This is a genomic window from Pseudoalteromonas sp. SR41-4, assembly GCF_014163985.1.
GTDB lineage: Bacteria > Pseudomonadota > Gammaproteobacteria > Enterobacterales > Alteromonadaceae > Pseudoalteromonas > Pseudoalteromonas rhizosphaerae.
The window spans coordinates 71,769-88,086 of record NZ_JACJEI010000013.1 but is presented as its reverse complement, the minus strand read 5'-3'; the positions used below and the strand labels follow the sequence as shown (position 1 = coordinate 88,086).

Below are 16,318 nucleotides of genomic sequence, written 5' to 3'. Positions count from 1 at the left end.
AATAACGCCGTAAAAACAATGCCAGCTTAGATGCTGGCATTGTTATTTAACCCGAAAATATAATATATTAAAGGCTTTCTAAAAAGTCTTCATCAAAATCTTCGGGCTCTTTTTCAACAGGTGGATTACCATCATACAGCTCATATAACTGACGTTGAAAGTAAATGTCTTTCATAAAAATATACGGATCGAGTGACTCATTCAATAAGCTTTCTTGCGGTATTAAAGAGGCTCGGGCTTCTACGGCCTTTAATGCAAACACCAATACAGTTTGTGGCGTGGTTAAGGCAATTTTCGGTAACACAAAGCTATCAACAACATCACCCGTCAGGTTACGCGCTGTTGACGGTCCCATTCCCGGTAGCATTAAATAGGCACCGTCACCTATTCCCCACACCCCCAGAGTTTGACCAAAGTCTTCATCAACAATATTCAAACCAAGCGATGTAGCAACATCAAATAAGCCAAAAATACCCACTGTTGAATTAACTAAAAAGCGCGCTAAACTAACCCCTGCGTTACCCGCTTTACCTTGTAACGTGGCATTAATTACATCAGTTGGTGCACTAATGTTACCAGTAAAATTGACGATACTACGGCGCACCGGTGTTGGCGTTACAGCCACATACCCTACCGCAACAGGGCGCAGAACATACGCATCAAGTACATCCATATTAAAATCATACATTGGACGATTAAATGATTGTAGTGGATCTCGCTCATCTATTTTTTCGTCAGGCACTTGTGCGCATCCTGCTAGCACCAATAGTCCAAACAAAACTAAACTCTGTCTTAACATCTTTTATCCTTAAGGTATTAATTCATTGATAAGTAAATCATAAGCCTTGGTTTGGCTACGTTCTAACACATCTGAACGCCCTTCCAACTCACCCGTTGAAGGCATTACTGATGCATCCTTTGAAATGCGTGCAGTTAAAATAATTTTATCAACGCTCGAAAGCGTTAAACCTGCAACCATAGCATTACTATCACTTAACTGTACTTCAATTGGAAAACTATAATCTGTTAATTTTACCACTGCGAGTGGCATTGGTGGACCATTGGCGGCTTTTGCAAAGACGAATAAGGTTCCTTGCGTTGGAAGCTTGTCAGTAAACTGTGGAGCAAGATTAACAGTGATTTTAATAGCGCTAGTTTGGACTGCGTTATTATCTTCGTCACTGCTCTGTTGAACTTGTTGTTGTGTATTTTCAGCAGAAATATTTTGTTCAATTTCAGTAATCCTCTGAGCAATCATGCCATAACGAGAGTCTTGTTCGTCCATACTATTTAAAAGTACTTCGAATGCTGATTTTGCTTGTAACCAATCGTGACGCTCGTAAGCAATTAATGCTAACAATGAAATAGCATCAAGGTTAGTTGGATCGTCTTTAAGTACTTTAGAGAGCATACCCGCAGCGCGCGTCATATTTACCTCACTGCCTTCCAGTAATAGCACTTGGCTGTAACTGATAAGCACAGGCATATTGTCAGGATCCAGACGCAACACTTTATCAAATGACTGTTGTGCCATATCGTATTCATTCAATGACATAGCAACACGTCCTAGCAGCATCCAGGCCACTTGATCATCACCACTTTGATCTAGTTTAGTGCGTAGCCCTAACGCAAACGCTTGTAATTCATTTTGGGTTAAAGGCTCGCCTTTTTGCATCACTGCACGTTCACCGTAGGCAGGTAAATTATCCATAGCGCTGTGCCAGTTCTGTAATTGCTGTTGTGAGCCAGTAGCAGTATAAAATATAGCCGTAAAAGCAATTAAAAATGCACTACCGGTTAACGCAAAGATACGGTTATTACCCTTACTCATCAGTGATTTTTCAGGTGATAACTCATTTAGTAAACGACGTTTGAGCTCAATCACAGACTCATCATGATTAGCTTGATCAATACGTTGATTTGCTAAATCATTCGCCAGCTCACCAAGGCGCTGATGGTAAATGGCAATAAGCTCTGAATTAGCATTGTAAGTGAGACTTTGTATGCGCTCTTTACTCAAAAAAGGCAATGCCACAAACGCCACAGCTAATAAGGTTAATAATGCAAAAGAAACCCACATTAGTATCATTTAAATCTGCTCCTGACGTTCATTTTTCGCAATGAGCTTGGCTAATAACGCCTCATCTTGCTCACTCCATGTTTGCTTAACCGCAGCCTTACGTTGTCGAAAAATAATAAAACCAAAGCCAAATACCACAATCAAAATAGGTAATACCCATAACACTAATGTTGCTGGCGTAACCGGCGGATCGTAGTGAACAAAATAGCCATAGCGGTCAATCATATATTCAATCACATCGTCTTTCGATTTGCCTTCTTTGACTAACGCCAATACTTTTTCGCGTAAATCTTTTGCAACCACAGCATCTGAATCTGCGATATTTTGATTTTGGCATTTAGGACAACGTAATTCTTTAGTTAACTCAGTAAATCGTTGCGCTTGTTCGTTGTTATCAAATTGGTACCGATCTTGCTCTGCCATAGCTATGCCACTAGCTAATATCATTAAAGCAATTATAAAATATTTCATGGCTGTAATTCCTGCATCAAGGGAGCAAATTTAGCACGCCAAACTCGTGGGTTTATATCGCCAGTATGGTGCAATAAAATGGTGCCTTTGCTATCCACTAAAAATGTTTCAGGTGCACCTGATACACCTAAATCAAGCGAAAGTGTACGATGTAAGTCAAGAATATTAAACTGATACGGATCACCTGCACGACTTAACATTGACGCCACTTCTTCACGAAGCGCTGACATATCAAATTCACCATCAAAGTCAGCATCGTAACTTTGCACATAGTAAAGCCCGATAATTTTAACGCCTTGCTCTCGCAATTGGGTTAAATAATCTAATTCAGCCAAACAGGTAGGACACCAAGTGCCCCACACATTGAGTAAATATACATCGCCTTTTAATTGGCTATCTTGCCAACGCTTTGAATCCTGCATTAAATCTGGTAAATCAAAAGCTGGCATCGGTTGACCTAACCGACCAGTTTGAATTTCTCTTGGGTTTGAAAACAAACCTTGAAATAAAAACACGCACACTAAAACAAACGCCAACAGAGGTATTAGCGCTAACAACTTGCGGTTCATACCAGCTTCTCCTGTGACTTATCAATGCTTTTCTTACTAGTGCGGTAACGTTTATCACCTAAAATCATAAAACCGGCAAGTGATATCAACACGCCACCAATCCACATCCAACGCACAAATGGCTTATGGTAGATACGCAGTGACCAACCACCGTTATTTAATTGCTCACCAAGGGCAAGGTATAAATCGCGGGTAAAGCCAGCATCAATTGCAGCCTCAGTCATAAATTGCATACCAATATCGTAACGGCGTTTTTCTGCATGCAGTATAGTAACTAGTTTATCATTTTTCAGGACACTCACTTCTCCAGCATGACCACTGTAGTTTGGTCCACGAATAGTGTTAACCCCTTCAAAGCGATACTGATATTGGTTTAACTGCACAATTTCGCCCGGCTTCATCGAAACATCACGTTCAACAGAGTACGCAGAAGTTAAAGTGACTCCTGCGATGACAAAGGCAATACCTACATGCCCTAGTACCATAGCCCAATAACTAAGTCCTAACCTTTTAAGGCCTTGGCTAAAGTTAGTTTGCACAGTAGCTTTAACATATAAATCAACACCGGTGGTGATCACAATCCATATCGCAAGCGTGGTCGCCAATAAAGTTAAAGGCGCTACGATGGCATAACTTGAATATAACCAAGTAGCACCGATTACTATGCTCATTAACGCTGAGACAAGGAGTTTATTTTGTAAAAAAGACAACTTGTTTTGCTTCCAACGTAACAGAGGGCCAATACCCATTAAGATGGCAAACGGCACCAAAATAATGGCAAACATTTTATTAAAGAATGGTTCGCCAATTGAAATACTGCCTAAGCCCATTTCTTTATGAACCATAGGTAATAAAGTACCTAGTAACACAATAAAAGTAGCAACCACTAAAAATATATTATTGAGCCATAATGCCACTTCACGTGATACCAGTTTATAGCGACCTTCGCTGCGTACTTGCGATACCCTAAATGCATATAACGTTAACGCACCGCCGACTACTATCGCTAAAAACGCTAAGATAAATAAACCACGATCGGGGTCGGTAGCAAATGCATGCACGGAGACAATAATGCCAGAGCGAACAATAAAGGTGCCCAGTAAACTTAATGAAAATGCAGCAATCGCAAGTAATACGGTCCATGATTTAAATACACCGCGTTTTTCAGTTACCGTCAATGAATGCAATAGCGCCGTAGCTACTAACCAAGGCATGAGCGATGCGTTTTCAACGGGATCCCAAAACCACCAGCCACCCCAGCCAAGCTCGGAATATGCCCACCAGCTTCCGATAGTGATACCTAATGTTAAAAATCCCCACGCAGTCATTGTCCACGGACGTGACCACTTAGCCCAAGTATTATCAAGTTTACCTGTTAATAATGCAGCAATTGCAAATGAAAAAGAGACCGATAGCCCAACATAACCCATATACAGTAAAGGAGGATGGATGATCATTCCGGGGTCTTGTAATAACGGATTAAGGTCGCGCCCTTCGACAGGAAAATACGGCAGTAATAATTCAAATGGGTTCGACATCCACAGAGTATAAAGCATAAAGCCAACCCCTAAAAAGCCTAACACACCTAATACACGTGCTCTTAATATCCAAGGTAATGAATTAGAGCGCAGTGCAACAACTGCAGTCCAACCAGCTTGCATAACTAACCATAATAAAATAGCGCCTTCATGGCCGCCCCAAGTTGAGGTGATTTTATAATACCAAGGCAAAGTACTACTTGAATGATACGCCACATACGCGACGGTAAAATCATCAGTTAAACTTGCATAAATAAGGGCTGCGAATGACAACAGTACGAATACAAATTGGCCGATAGCTAATGAAGGAGCAGCACGCATTAACCGTAAATTACCAGTATGTGCGCCCCACAAAGGAAAAATACACAATAAAACACTTAGCACCATAGCCAGTGTTAGAGAAAAATAACCGATTTCTGGGATCATCTTAATTGCCACTTTCTAAGTTATATTTTGGTTTTTCGTGTTTGATCCCCTTCACCGCTTCCGCAACTTCGGCAGGCATATACTCTTCGTCATGCTTAGCCAATACCTCGAACGCTTCTATTACATTAGGTTCAATCAACACACCTTGAGCAACAATCCCTTGCCCCTCACGAAATAAGTCAGGCAAAATACCTTGGTATTTAATCGTTACTAAGGGGCCTGTATCAATCAAGGTAAAGCTTACTTGTAGGCTGGTTTCATCCCGAATCACTGATCCTGGAACTACCATACCGCCAATACGCAACTTTTGACCAATATGCGGCTTTTCTTTATCTGGGCCTTTCCCCTCGATTAACTCACTTGGTGTATAAAATAGATTAATATTTTCTTGCAGAGCATAAAGTACTAAACCAATGGCGGCACCAATACCAAATACAATAGCGACGACGCCAAGCAAACGTTTCTTACGTCTTGGGTTCATGCATGATTCTCCTGCTTAGCGTGTTTAATGCGAGCTTCTCGTTCAGCTTGTTGCTGCACAGAAGCCATAATACGCTTTGTATCATTCAAAGAGCTTACTAAAATACCTAACAAAATCAGTGCACATGAACCAAAAGAAAGCCACACATAAAAGCCGTAGCCGCCCATGGCAATAAAATCAGAAAAAGAATCAAACTGCATAACTAACCCCTATTCAACAACTGGCGCACCCAAGGACGATGCTTTTCACGTTGTAAAATTTCATTTTTAAGACGCATCAAAGTCACCATACCGACAAAGCCGGCAAACGCGACTATATTTACCATTAATGGCCAAAACATACTTGGATCAATAGCTTTCGTATCAAACTTGGTAATACTGGCACCTTGATGCAAGGTGTTCCACCACTCAACAGAAAAATGGATGATTGGTAGGTTAATTACCCCCACAATAGCCAAAATAGATGCAGCTCGACCTGCTGCTTTTTTATCTTCAAAGGCATGATATAAAGACAATACCCCTAAGTATAAAAATAATAGAATGAGCTCAGACGTGAGTCGTGCATCCCATACCCACCAGGCCCCCCACATAGGTTTACCCCAAGCGGCGCCAGTAATAAGTGCAATTGCAGTTACACATGCACCAACAGGTGCAATAGCAATTACTGCTAACTCTGCATTACGAAGTTGCCATACCAAAGCGATCACTGCAGCTATGGCCATTGATGAATAAGCACCCATCGATAAAATAGCTGATGGTACATGAATAAAGATAATGCGATAACTGTCTTTTTGCTGATAGTCGGCAGGCGCATAGGCTAACCCCCAGACCCAACCAATAAGCATACAGACAACCGTTATCACGGTAAAATAGGGCAGTAACGTATTGCATAATTGATATGCACGCTCTGCTTTGGCGTAGGGATGTAACCACTTCCACATATTAACTTACACTCACTTTCAATGCTGACGATATGGCGATTGGTGCGCTGATAATTGCAATGACGAGCATCGCACCAAGGATGGCAAGCTGCCCACTATAATCCAGTGACATTGTACTGGTATCGATAGCAGACGTTGCAAAAATTAATACGGGGATATACAAAGGCAGGACCAATAAACTCATCAAAATACCGCCTTTTTGTAATCCCACAGTAAGCCCAGCGCCAATAGCGCCGATAAAACTAAGTAATGGCGTACCCAAGAGCAAGGTAAGCACCGTTGCAATCAATGCTTGATTGTCTAAATTTAATAACAAGGCGAACAGCGGCGTCATCAACACCAACGGCAAGCCAGTAATGATCCAATGGGCAACAACTTTACCGAGCACCGTTAACGGTAGCGGGTACGATGAAGCAATCAATTGCTCTAAACTACCATCATGATAGTCATCACGAAATAGTTTATCTAAGCCTAACATGGTTGAAAGTAAAGCGGCGACCCAGATAATACCAGGTGCCATACGGCTAAGTAGACCGGGCTCAGGACCAATTGCTAACGGAAATAATGTAATAACAATCAAGAAGAACAAAATGGGGTTTACGATTTCAGCACGCTGGCGAAATGCCAGCTGTAAATCTTTCTTACAAACGGCACTAAATAGCTGCCAATATGAATGCTGGCGTAACATCAGTGTCGGTACTCCAAAGTCACTGTTTGTAACTCATTAAAATGCGTAGTTAAATCTTGATGGGTAGTTAATAAAATCGCCCCACCTTGTTCTAGATGGGCTAAAAACCGTTGCTGTAAAAATGCAACCCCGGATTTGTCTAAGGCTGTAAATGGTTCATCCAGAACCCATAACTTCGCATCATTAAGCCAGAGCCTAATCAGCGCAACACGACGTTGCTGACCGGCTGATAGAGTACGCACAGGTACATCTTCAAGACCAACTAAGCCAATTTTAGCTAATAATGAGTAAAGATCTTGCTCAGTATTGTAACCTTGAATTTGCAACCAAAACCGTAGGTTTTCAATCGCACTAAGTTGACTATTCACCCCGGTTTTATGACCGATAAATAACAACTGTCGGGCAAATTCATCATAGTTTTTAGCAATTGATTCACCTTGCCACATAACTTGTCCTTCATCGGGCGCAGAAAAACCCGCAATTATACGCAACAGTGATGTTTTACCAGCCCCATTTGGGCCTGCTAATTGCATGATTTGACCTGATTTCAAGCTGAAATTAAGATCCGCAAACAAACAACGCTCTTGCTTGATGCAGGTGACGGACTTAATGTGTAACAAGATGATGATTCTCTATACCCAAAATTAGGCGTTAGTCTATCATAATGATAGGGTAATACGAATAATGCTTTGCACCTATTAACGAAAACTTGATTTAAATTAATGAACAAACCTACACAGATAACATTAGCGAATTCGCTTCCTATAAGTCATTCGTCACACAATGGCGTTGCACAGCAATTACCTGTTTTCAGCGAGCAAACACTCAGCGCTAAAAATATCGTATTCGCCAATGGCTCTGTGCAGATGGAAGTCTATATTGATAAGCATTGGCAAACATTGCGCTTAGCTACAACTGGCACTGAAACAAACACTCAAAAAATTGCCAGTGCCGATATTCAACTCAGTAATGATGGTAAACAACTCACTATTTTACCAAAACAAACTGAAATCAGCATACGCCAAACAAACCAGCTGCAAAGTGTTTTGAATTTTATTAATAGTGGTGATCAGGTCGATAATAAACCATTGTCGTTGCAAATTATTTTACAACCTGCTGCAAAATTACTGTTAAACCAATTACACGCCAGTATTCCTATCAATAAAGAAGTCGCCCAACTACTGCACAGTGAACAAGGCCTAAAAGCAATAATTACTCCGAACCGCAATAATTTTACCTTAAGTGTTATTAATCGCTTTGCTGATACACTTCACCAACAGCCAATCAGTCAAGCAAAACTTGCTCTTTGGCTAAGTAAACAAGTGCCTAATGGGCAGCTACAGCTAGATAAAAACGCCGTAATACTGAGTTTTAATAACTATAATGGCAGTATTAAATTAGTACCTCAGCAGCCGTTACAGAGCCACAGTACACACACAACTCAGCTTGGCGGAGTAATTCAAAAAGTACAATTAAATGCGCTTAATGAACAATTAATAATAAAAACGCAGCTACCAAAAATAGCCTTGCAGTTAAAAAATTCATTAGCCCATACTTTTAATTCACTGGTACAAAAAAGCCATGTACCAGGCCAGTTTAATACCCAAACAAGTGCAGCACCTAGTAGCCCCTCATTGGTCAGTAGCAGCCCAATAAGCTCGTGGTTACAAGACAGTTTTGCTGACTTAAAAACCCGAATAAGTGACGCAGTACGCTATTTTGAAAGCAAACCATTTAGTCAATTAGCAATGATCAGCAATAAATCAGCTGTAGCACAATCGCTAACACCAACACATCAAACTGCACAAACCTTATTACCCAAATCACTCCGGCAAATAAACCTTGTGGCAATGGCGACAAGCAACACCCAACCATTACTGGCAGATATCAGTCAAGGTACCGCGCTGCCAAAGCATTATCACCAGTCGCCTCCCCTGGTACAGTTATTTCAGCGATTAAAAGCCGGTTTAGCAAGTATTACAGAGCCTAATGTGGTTAAAAATAACAGTACTACTGCGGCGCCACTGAGCAACGATACAGATAGCCATCAGCAATTAAATAAACTAGCCGCCGCGATTCAATCCAGCAAGCAAACTGCAGTAGCGCAAAATAAAATACCGCAGGTTACTGCTAATCCAAAACAAACAGCCGCTGATATTCATGCTCAACCGACTCAACCGGCTCAGCTAAATAAAGAACCTATCACTAAAGCGCCGGCACGCAGTTCCGAACAAATTCTACCCAGCAAAATCAATAGTACAACTGTCAATGTCAGTGATAATAGCGCTGCAGCCAAAACAGTTATAGCCGATGCTCAGCAAAAATTAAAAACAACTCCACCGTTTGCTGCTGGGGTAGATACCAAAGTAGCATCTCTAACAGCACAGTTAAACAACGACAATCTAAAAGCAAGTACCCACTCACATATCGATGCACCATTAAAAGGGCCGATAACTAGCGCTTTGCCAGCCAGCCAGATTAGCTTGCCACTGGAAGCCAAATTATTGGCACCACTTTTAAAAACGCCTATCGAAAAGCCGCTGCCTAATTTTAAATCAGCAGCAAACTACGATAAACAGCATATCGCTTCACAAATTGATAAACTAGCAACGACCAAAGTGAGTGATAATGTCGATTTAAATCGGCTAGTCAATCAAGCTTTTAGCCGCATGATTGACAGCCAATCGTTGCAACCGTTAACCATTCAACGAGAAATACTCAGTGTTTTACGTCCAGAAAGCTTAACAAATAGTGCCCTGCAAAATAGTTTTAGCCAATCTGTTGAGCATTTGGCCGTGGCTATTTTAGCGGCTCCAAGCTTAGCAAATATCAGCGCATTGAATTTTAATAGTCAAAGCTCACTTGATGCTTTACTCCAAGTATTGGTGCCTAACTTTAAAGCAATTAACCCACAGAAACTGCAAGAACAATTACTACAGCCACAATCACAAGCATTAGCGGCTGAGCTGAGCCAAATAAAAACTGCAATTAGCCAAATTAACACGACCCCCATAAATCAGCAGCCTGATAATAATCCGTTAGTACAATTTTTACTGCCGATGCGACTGCCACCGGAAACCGCACAGACAGAAATTTCATTAGGGCAATATAAAAAACCAAGCCAAAATAAACTCGAAGATAAAAATGTTTGGTTTGTGCGACTTAATTTTGATTACGCAGAGCTAGGCCAATTACAGATCACCGCTGAATTAATGGATAAAGCACTAGATTGTCAATTACTTGCCTCAAGCCAAGATATCACCGCAATGGCTCATCCGCATCTTGAGAGTTTGCGCCATAAATTAACAGCTCATGGCTTACAAGTTGGTGAAATGAAGCTAAGCCAAGGTGCGCCGCAACACCAAGCTTTTTATCAGTCCCATGCCATTATTAATATTAAGGTTTAAACCATGAGTGAGATACCAAAACATAAGTCTGCAATTGGTTTAGTTTACGAAGCCGGTCGCACTCCTACAGTCAGTAGTAAAGGGTTTGGTGAGCTCGCAGAAGAGATCATTAAAGCCGCAGAAGAAAAAGGAATTTTGATCCACAAAGATGAAGCTTTGGCTAAAACGTTATCGCATTTAGAGCTTGGCGAAGAGATCCCAAGAGAACTGTATTATGTGATTGCCGAACTGATTGCTTTTTCATATGTACTGCGGGGTAAATTTCCACCTGGCTGGCAAGACTTTCAAGGCAAGTTAAATATTCAGGCGTAAAAAATAAAAGGCGCTAATTAGCGCCCTTTTGATGATGTAACGACATTAATAGTTCGGCTTCGGCACGCGGAAGTTCACATTCTCGTATGATCTCTTCAATATCGGCACCTAGTTCAACCATTTTCACTGCTCGAGAATAAATTTTCGCATCAGGATCGTCATATTTTTGCGCATCTTGTAACTGCGCTAACTCTTGATTTCGCTGCTCTACAGCAACTAAGCGCTTACCAATACTTAGCATACCGGTGCGCATTTCTGCGACTTCACTGCGTAAAATACTGAGCTGTTGTTGAGTTTCTTGCAGTTGCAGTATTTTGCTTTTTAATGCTGCAGCGTACTTATTATTATTAATAAAAATTAGTCCCAGGCATACTAACACCAGTACAATTGAGACTCCAAGCAACGAGTATAACAACATAGTTTTTCCGTAAGCGTTATAAATCGCTCAACTCATCCCACTCTTCGTCATTTAGTAATTTATTTAAATCAACTAAAATCAATAATTCACCATCACGATTACTAACACCTTGAATAAACTTGGCACTTTCTTCAGTACCAATGTTTGGTGCACTATCAATTTCTGAGCTACGCAAATAAACCACTTCTGCTACACTGTCGGCTAAGATACCAATAACTTGCTCTTCAGCTTCAATAATTAATACTCGTGAATTGTCTGTTGCTTCTGCAGACATCAAACCAAATCGTGCACGCGTATCGATTACTGTTACAACATTGCCACGTAAATTAATAATCCCTAAAACATAGCTTGGAGCACCTGGTACTGGAGCAATCTCTGTGTAACGCAAAATTTCTTGCACTTGCATCACATTCACACCATAGGTTTCTGATTCAAGCTTAAAAGTTACCCACTGCAATACTTCATCATTGCCATCGGTATTTTTACTGCTTGATAATAATCTTTGTTCACTCATGTTATTACTCCAAATATCGTTACTGGTCGCGGCTATCTAAACCTTGCTCTAATAATTGACCTAAGCTTTGCACATCAATTAAGGCACACATTTTTTCTTTAATTACACCTGCAAGCCAAGGCCGCTTGCCACTTTTAGCTCGCCATTTTACATCTTCACTACGTAGTGTAATATTATTAACTAGCTTTTCAGCCAACAATCCCCATTGGCTATTACCTAAAGTAATTAAGTATTGGTAGTTTAATTTGTCTTCTAACTCTTGGGTATACTTTTCTGGCATCACCCAGCGAGCAGTATCGACTACATTAAGATTCTCATCACGATTTAGCATCACTCCTTTAAACCACTTGGGTTTACCAAAAAGCTGATTAACTTCACCTAATTGATGAATACCACCTAATGCTTTTAATGGTACAGCGAGAGTCAGCCCTGCCACTTCAAAGAATAACGCCTGAAACTCGCCGTCAAAATAATCTTCTTGACGCTGTACAGGAGTCTTGTCTTTAGCAATATTTAACTGTTCGCTCACTTTAGCTATATCTTTGATATTAGCTTGGATCTGTGGTTTCTCAAGGAGCGGTGTAATTTGCGCTGGTATTTCTTTCTCAAGGCTCGTCTTTGGCTCATCAAGTGCGTTTGGCTGCACAATCGTTTGCTGCGATGCCTTTAGTGGCATTTTATTGCTACTTTCTGTGGATGGAACTTGTTCGAGTAATTTTGCAACCGGGTGTAAGTCTGTTGACTCATCGTCTTCGCACAGTAAAGCCCCCAAGTACTGGGTCATTACTTTTTCATTAGCAAATAATTGCTTACTCATTCATTAACCTTGTTCAATCAAATAATCGAGTAATGCGCGATAAGCATAAACACCTCTTGAGCGTGGACAATACTGAATCGGTACTTGTTGAGCTAAACTTGCATCACGGAACTTAGTGTCTACGGGTATTACCCCTGGCCATACTTTTTCTTGGTACGTTTGCTGTAATGTCTTATATGCTTCAAGGGATGCATTTGTGCGCTTATCATACATTGTAGGGATAATGGTATATTGATACTGCTTTGATTGCGAGCTTTGCATTAATTCCATGGTCCGCATCATTCGGTCAAGCCCTTTGAGAGCTAAAAACTCAGTTTGTACTGGCACTAAAATGCGCTCACTTGCAGCCAATGCGTTAACCATTAAGACACCTAACACTGGCGGGCAATCTAAAATAGCATAATCATAATGCTCACTAATTTTTGCTAAGGCTTTTTTTAAGATAAGCCCCATTCCGGTCTTATTACCCATACTACGATCGAGTGTCGCTATAGCCATAGTTGCAGGAAGAATATCTAAGTTGTCTATGTTCGATGGACACAAAGCTTGCAATATTTCTTCACTTGCCATGGTGTTACCACGGGCAAATATATCATACACACTAACTTCTAAATCTTCTGAATCAATGCCAAAGTAATACGTTAAAGATGCATGAGGATCGGTATCAATCAGTAATACCCGCTTTCCTTGCAGCGCTAATATACCAGCTAAACTCACAGCCGTGGTCGTTTTCCCTACTCCGCCTTTTTGATTTGCTACCGTCCAAATTTTCACATCACACCTTATTTTTGTTCGTTGCGCGTTGTAATTCGTATACCACCGTGTGGGAGTTGGATCACTTTAATAGTGTTATCATCACTTGGCAACTCAATTGGCTGCTCAGCTTCAGTTTCTATTGCTGATTGCTCGATTGATACAATGGGCTTGGGTGGTAAACCATATTTTGATAATGCAACGACTACTTTACGATTTTCAGCGCGCCCTTGCTCTGTATCATTATCAGAAAAAGGAGAATACTGACCGTAACCTTCGATGGCCATTCGCGCAGGGTTGATACCCAATGCATCAAGTTCGACTAAAATAGAGGTCGCTCTTGCAACAGATAGCTCCCAATTAGAACGAAACATTTCATTATGAATAGTTTCATTATCGGTATAACCACGTACTCTGACGTAGTTATCTACAGGAGCAATAATATCGTTCACTAATTTTATTACTGCTTTCGCGCGTTGATGCGCCACAGCACTGCCACTGGAAAATAACATTCCTGAGCTTAACTCAATAATCAACCAGTCTTGGTGTAACTCTAAACTTGCTTCGCCATCGCGTATTTCATCGATCAAAGCTGATTGTAATTTAGTTAATAAACTATCTAGCGGTTTACCTAAGTGTTTTTGTTTTATGTTACTGGTGTCGCTTTGGCCATCAAGTAACTGCGGGCCAACTTCTTGCTTTTGAATACTCTCACCAAACAACAGTTCTTTTTCTGGGCTTACTCTGTCGGTTAATAAACCAGTACCGGTCACACCTTGGCCTTCTTGGCTATACTGACGAGCTGACTTGTCAAAAACCTGCTCCAGCGAATCAGATAAAATTTGGAAGCTTTCTTCTTTATTAATCGCAATCGCATACATCACTACAAAGAATGCAAACATAATAGTCATGTAATCGGCGTACGACACTAGCCAACGTTCTGTATGCTGACTTTTGGTCGATGAGTGACGAAGTCGACGGCGCATCATAATAATTATTCTTGCAGCTGACTTGGACGCTCTACACGATACGCTTCAAGTTTCAGCTCAATATTGACAGGGCTATCACCTTGGCTCATTGCAATAATTCCTTCAGCTAATAACTCATGAAACAGCATCTTTTGTTCTACTTGTTGTTTTAGCTTATTAGCCATGGGTAAAAACAGTAAATTTGCTAAACCAACCCCATAGATGGTCGCGATAAAAGCCGTCGCAACCCCCGCACCTAACTTTTCAGGCTCAGTGATAAATGACATTGCTTGGATCAGACCAAGCACTGCACCTAATATACCGATAGTAGGACTGTAACCGCCCAACGCCTCGTACACCCGGCTGGCTTCAAGTAAACGTTCCCTTTCTAACAATAAATCAATTTCTAACGCATCTCTAAGTTTTTGCTCGCTGTTACCATCAATCAATAAACTCAGGCCTTTGGCAACGTACGGGTCTGGATGTGTTAATGCTACTTCTTCAAGCGCTAAATACCCTTCTTGGCGAGCTTTTTGTGACCAACTTTTAACTTGCTCAATTGCCCTGTCGATATCATGACTTGGAGGAAAAAACACCCAATGACTTATTCTTAAGACTTTATTAAACGTATGTGCCGGTGTTTGTAGCATTACAGCACCTAACGTACCACCCAAAACAATAATTAATGCTGGGCCATTAAATAAAGCACTTACAACCCCACCCTCTAGTGAGTAACCATAGCCAATCGCCAAAAGTGCAACGAACAGGCCTAAAAACGACAACTTATCCACAACCAATTTCTCGAACTAACCGATTAGCAACCTCTTCAAGTGCGATACTTGCCGACGATAGCCCAGCGTTAGCAACCGCCTGTGGCATACCATATACCACACTGGTTTTTTCATCTTGCGCCCAAATAGTGGCGCCGGCTTGTTTGAGCATTCTTGCACCATCTCGTCCATCAGCGCCCATGCCTGTAAGTACCACAGCTAACACATCACCTTGAAAAGATTTGGCTGTACTAGCAAAAGTAACGTCAACACTGGGCTTATAAGTGATCCGCGCACTGTCGTCCTCAAAAACACGTAACGTGCGATTTCCACCTCGTCCCTCAACCAGCATCTGTTGACCACCTGGCGCTAGATAAGCGACGCCTGGCATTAATCGGTCGCCTTGTTGTGCTTCTTTTACTTTTATTTTGCACAAGCCATTTAAACGAGCGGCAAATGCTGGCGTAAACGCAGCTGGCATATGCTGTATTAACAAAATGGGATGTGGGAAATTGGCCGGCAACTTAGTCAAAATAGTTTGCAGTGCGACAGGCCCCCCTGTGGAGGTGCCTATTGCAACTATTTGATATTTCTTACCCGAAGCACGTGTATTAGCTGCAATGTTCGAAGCGGGCGCTGTGCTGCGGTTAAAACTTCTATCAGGTTGAGTTATCGCAGGTCGACTTGTTGTACCTGCAGAAACGGAAGGTATTGATGTCGGTGTCGGCCTACTGAAGCGTGATAGACGCTTGCGTCCAATTTCTTTTACTTTATTTTGTAATAACTTAATCGCATCTTCATTATTACGAGCAATGTCTTCAAATTTTTTCGGTAAAAAATCTAAAGCACCCGCATCAAGTGCGTCTAAGGTTGCTGTTGCGCCATCACGGGTCAAGGAAGAGAACATCAGAATTGGGGTTGGATTTGCTGCCATGATCTCTTTTACAGCACTAATACCATCAAGCACAGGCATTTCAACATCCATAGTGATTACATCTGGACGCAATTGATTTGTCTTGTCTACCGCTTCTCTGCCATTTACCGCAAAACCAATTACTTCAATATCCTTATCTTGCTCGAGTATTTCGCTCACCCTGCGGCGAAAGAAACTTGAATCATCAACAACTAAAACTTTAACTGCCATTGGCATACTCTATGTAAATTTT

At 41.3% G+C, this 16,318-nt stretch carries 19 protein-coding genes; 2 read left to right on the top strand and 17 right to left on the bottom strand.

Features of this window, described 5'->3' with window-relative positions:
- Positions 1-67: 67 nt before the first annotated feature.
- From H5180_RS12195 to ccmA, 10 genes are read right to left on the bottom strand one after another with little or no spacing between them, the layout of a single operon-like run.
- Positions 68-799, bottom strand: coding sequence for a VacJ family lipoprotein (locus tag H5180_RS12195; RefSeq protein WP_145239298.1), 732 nt, complete (start codon positions 797-799; stop codon positions 68-70).
- A 9-nt stretch (positions 800-808) separates the two neighbouring features.
- Positions 809-2,089: a c-type cytochrome biogenesis protein CcmI gene (gene ccmI / locus H5180_RS12190; RefSeq protein WP_145239301.1), complete on the bottom strand. Its 1,281-nt coding sequence runs from the start codon at positions 2,087-2,089 to the stop codon at positions 809-811.
- The gene (locus H5180_RS12185) at positions 2,090-2,551 is read right to left on the bottom strand and encodes a cytochrome c-type biogenesis protein (RefSeq protein WP_145239304.1); all 462 of its coding nucleotides are present in this window, start codon (positions 2,549-2,551) and stop codon (positions 2,090-2,092) included.
- On the bottom strand, positions 2,548-3,120 hold the full coding sequence (locus tag H5180_RS12180) for a DsbE family thiol:disulfide interchange protein (protein WP_145239308.1): 573 nt from the start codon (positions 3,118-3,120) through the stop codon (positions 2,548-2,550). Before H5180_RS12180 ends, H5180_RS12185 begins: the two co-directional genes overlap by 4 nt.
- Positions 3,117-5,084: a heme lyase CcmF/NrfE family subunit gene (locus H5180_RS12175; RefSeq protein WP_145239311.1), complete on the bottom strand. Its 1,968-nt coding sequence runs from the start codon at positions 5,082-5,084 to the stop codon at positions 3,117-3,119. The genes H5180_RS12180 and H5180_RS12175 overlap by 4 nt, the downstream gene beginning before the upstream one ends.
- Position 5,085: 1 nt before the next feature.
- Positions 5,086-5,565: a cytochrome c maturation protein CcmE gene (gene ccmE, locus H5180_RS12170; protein ID WP_145239314.1), complete on the bottom strand. Its 480-nt coding sequence runs from the start codon at positions 5,563-5,565 to the stop codon at positions 5,086-5,088.
- Complete coding sequence (ccmD, locus tag H5180_RS12165; protein WP_145239317.1) at positions 5,562-5,765, bottom strand: heme exporter protein CcmD; 204 nt, start codon at positions 5,763-5,765, stop codon at positions 5,562-5,564. Before ccmD ends, ccmE begins: the two co-directional genes overlap by 4 nt.
- Before the next feature lie 2 nt (positions 5,766-5,767).
- A complete protein-coding gene (locus tag H5180_RS12160; protein WP_145239320.1) occupies positions 5,768-6,505 on the bottom strand; it encodes a heme ABC transporter permease in 738 nt (245 codons plus the stop codon).
- A 1-nt stretch (position 6,506) separates the two neighbouring features.
- Positions 6,507-7,193: a heme exporter protein CcmB gene (gene ccmB / locus H5180_RS12155; protein ID WP_145239323.1), complete on the bottom strand. Its 687-nt coding sequence runs from the start codon at positions 7,191-7,193 to the stop codon at positions 6,507-6,509.
- Positions 7,193-7,813, bottom strand: a complete 621-nt coding sequence (gene ccmA / locus H5180_RS12150; protein WP_145239326.1) for a cytochrome c biogenesis heme-transporting ATPase CcmA — start codon at positions 7,811-7,813, stop codon at positions 7,193-7,195. Before ccmA ends, ccmB begins: the two co-directional genes overlap by 1 nt.
- A 102-nt stretch (positions 7,814-7,915) precedes the next feature.
- Between ccmA and H5180_RS23615 the strand changes: the two genes are divergently transcribed.
- Entirely contained in the window at positions 7,916-10,600 is a 2,685-nt protein-coding gene (locus H5180_RS23615) for a flagellar hook-length control protein FliK (RefSeq protein ID WP_259399567.1), read from the top strand.
- Between the two features lie 3 nt (positions 10,601-10,603).
- Positions 10,604-10,912: an EscU/YscU/HrcU family type III secretion system export apparatus switch protein gene (locus tag H5180_RS12140; RefSeq protein ID WP_145239329.1), complete on the top strand. Its 309-nt coding sequence runs from the start codon at positions 10,604-10,606 to the stop codon at positions 10,910-10,912.
- A gap of 13 nt (positions 10,913-10,925) precedes the next feature.
- On the opposite strand, the gene H5180_RS12135 is transcribed toward H5180_RS12140, so the two are convergent.
- From H5180_RS12135 to H5180_RS12105, 7 genes are read right to left on the bottom strand one after another with little or no spacing between them, the layout of a single operon-like run.
- Positions 10,926-11,330 carry a DUF2802 domain-containing protein gene (locus tag H5180_RS12135; protein ID WP_145239332.1) on the bottom strand — a complete coding sequence of 135 codons (405 nt, stop codon included), beginning with the start codon at positions 11,328-11,330 and terminating at the stop codon, positions 10,926-10,928.
- Between the two features lie 16 nt (positions 11,331-11,346).
- Positions 11,347-11,844: a chemotaxis protein CheW gene (locus H5180_RS12130; RefSeq protein WP_145239335.1), complete on the bottom strand. Its 498-nt coding sequence runs from the start codon at positions 11,842-11,844 to the stop codon at positions 11,347-11,349.
- A gap of 19 nt (positions 11,845-11,863) precedes the next feature.
- Positions 11,864-12,661 (bottom strand): chemotaxis protein CheW, encoded by a 798-nt coding sequence (locus H5180_RS12125; protein WP_145239338.1) that lies wholly within the window; start codon positions 12,659-12,661, stop codon positions 11,864-11,866.
- A 3-nt stretch (positions 12,662-12,664) separates the two neighbouring features.
- Positions 12,665-13,435 (bottom strand): ParA family protein, encoded by a 771-nt coding sequence (locus H5180_RS12120; RefSeq protein WP_145239342.1) that lies wholly within the window; start codon positions 13,433-13,435, stop codon positions 12,665-12,667.
- Between the two features lie 8 nt (positions 13,436-13,443).
- The gene (locus H5180_RS12115; RefSeq protein ID WP_145239345.1) at positions 13,444-14,403 is read right to left on the bottom strand and encodes a flagellar motor protein MotB; all 960 of its coding nucleotides are present in this window, start codon (positions 14,401-14,403) and stop codon (positions 13,444-13,446) included.
- A gap of 5 nt (positions 14,404-14,408) precedes the next feature.
- Positions 14,409-15,173, bottom strand: coding sequence for a flagellar motor protein (locus H5180_RS12110; protein ID WP_145239348.1), 765 nt, complete (start codon positions 15,171-15,173; stop codon positions 14,409-14,411).
- Positions 15,166-16,296 (bottom strand): chemotaxis response regulator protein-glutamate methylesterase, encoded by a 1,131-nt coding sequence (locus H5180_RS12105; RefSeq protein WP_145239351.1) that lies wholly within the window; start codon positions 16,294-16,296, stop codon positions 15,166-15,168. The genes H5180_RS12110 and H5180_RS12105 overlap by 8 nt, the downstream gene beginning before the upstream one ends.
- Positions 16,297-16,318: the final 22 nt, after the last annotated feature.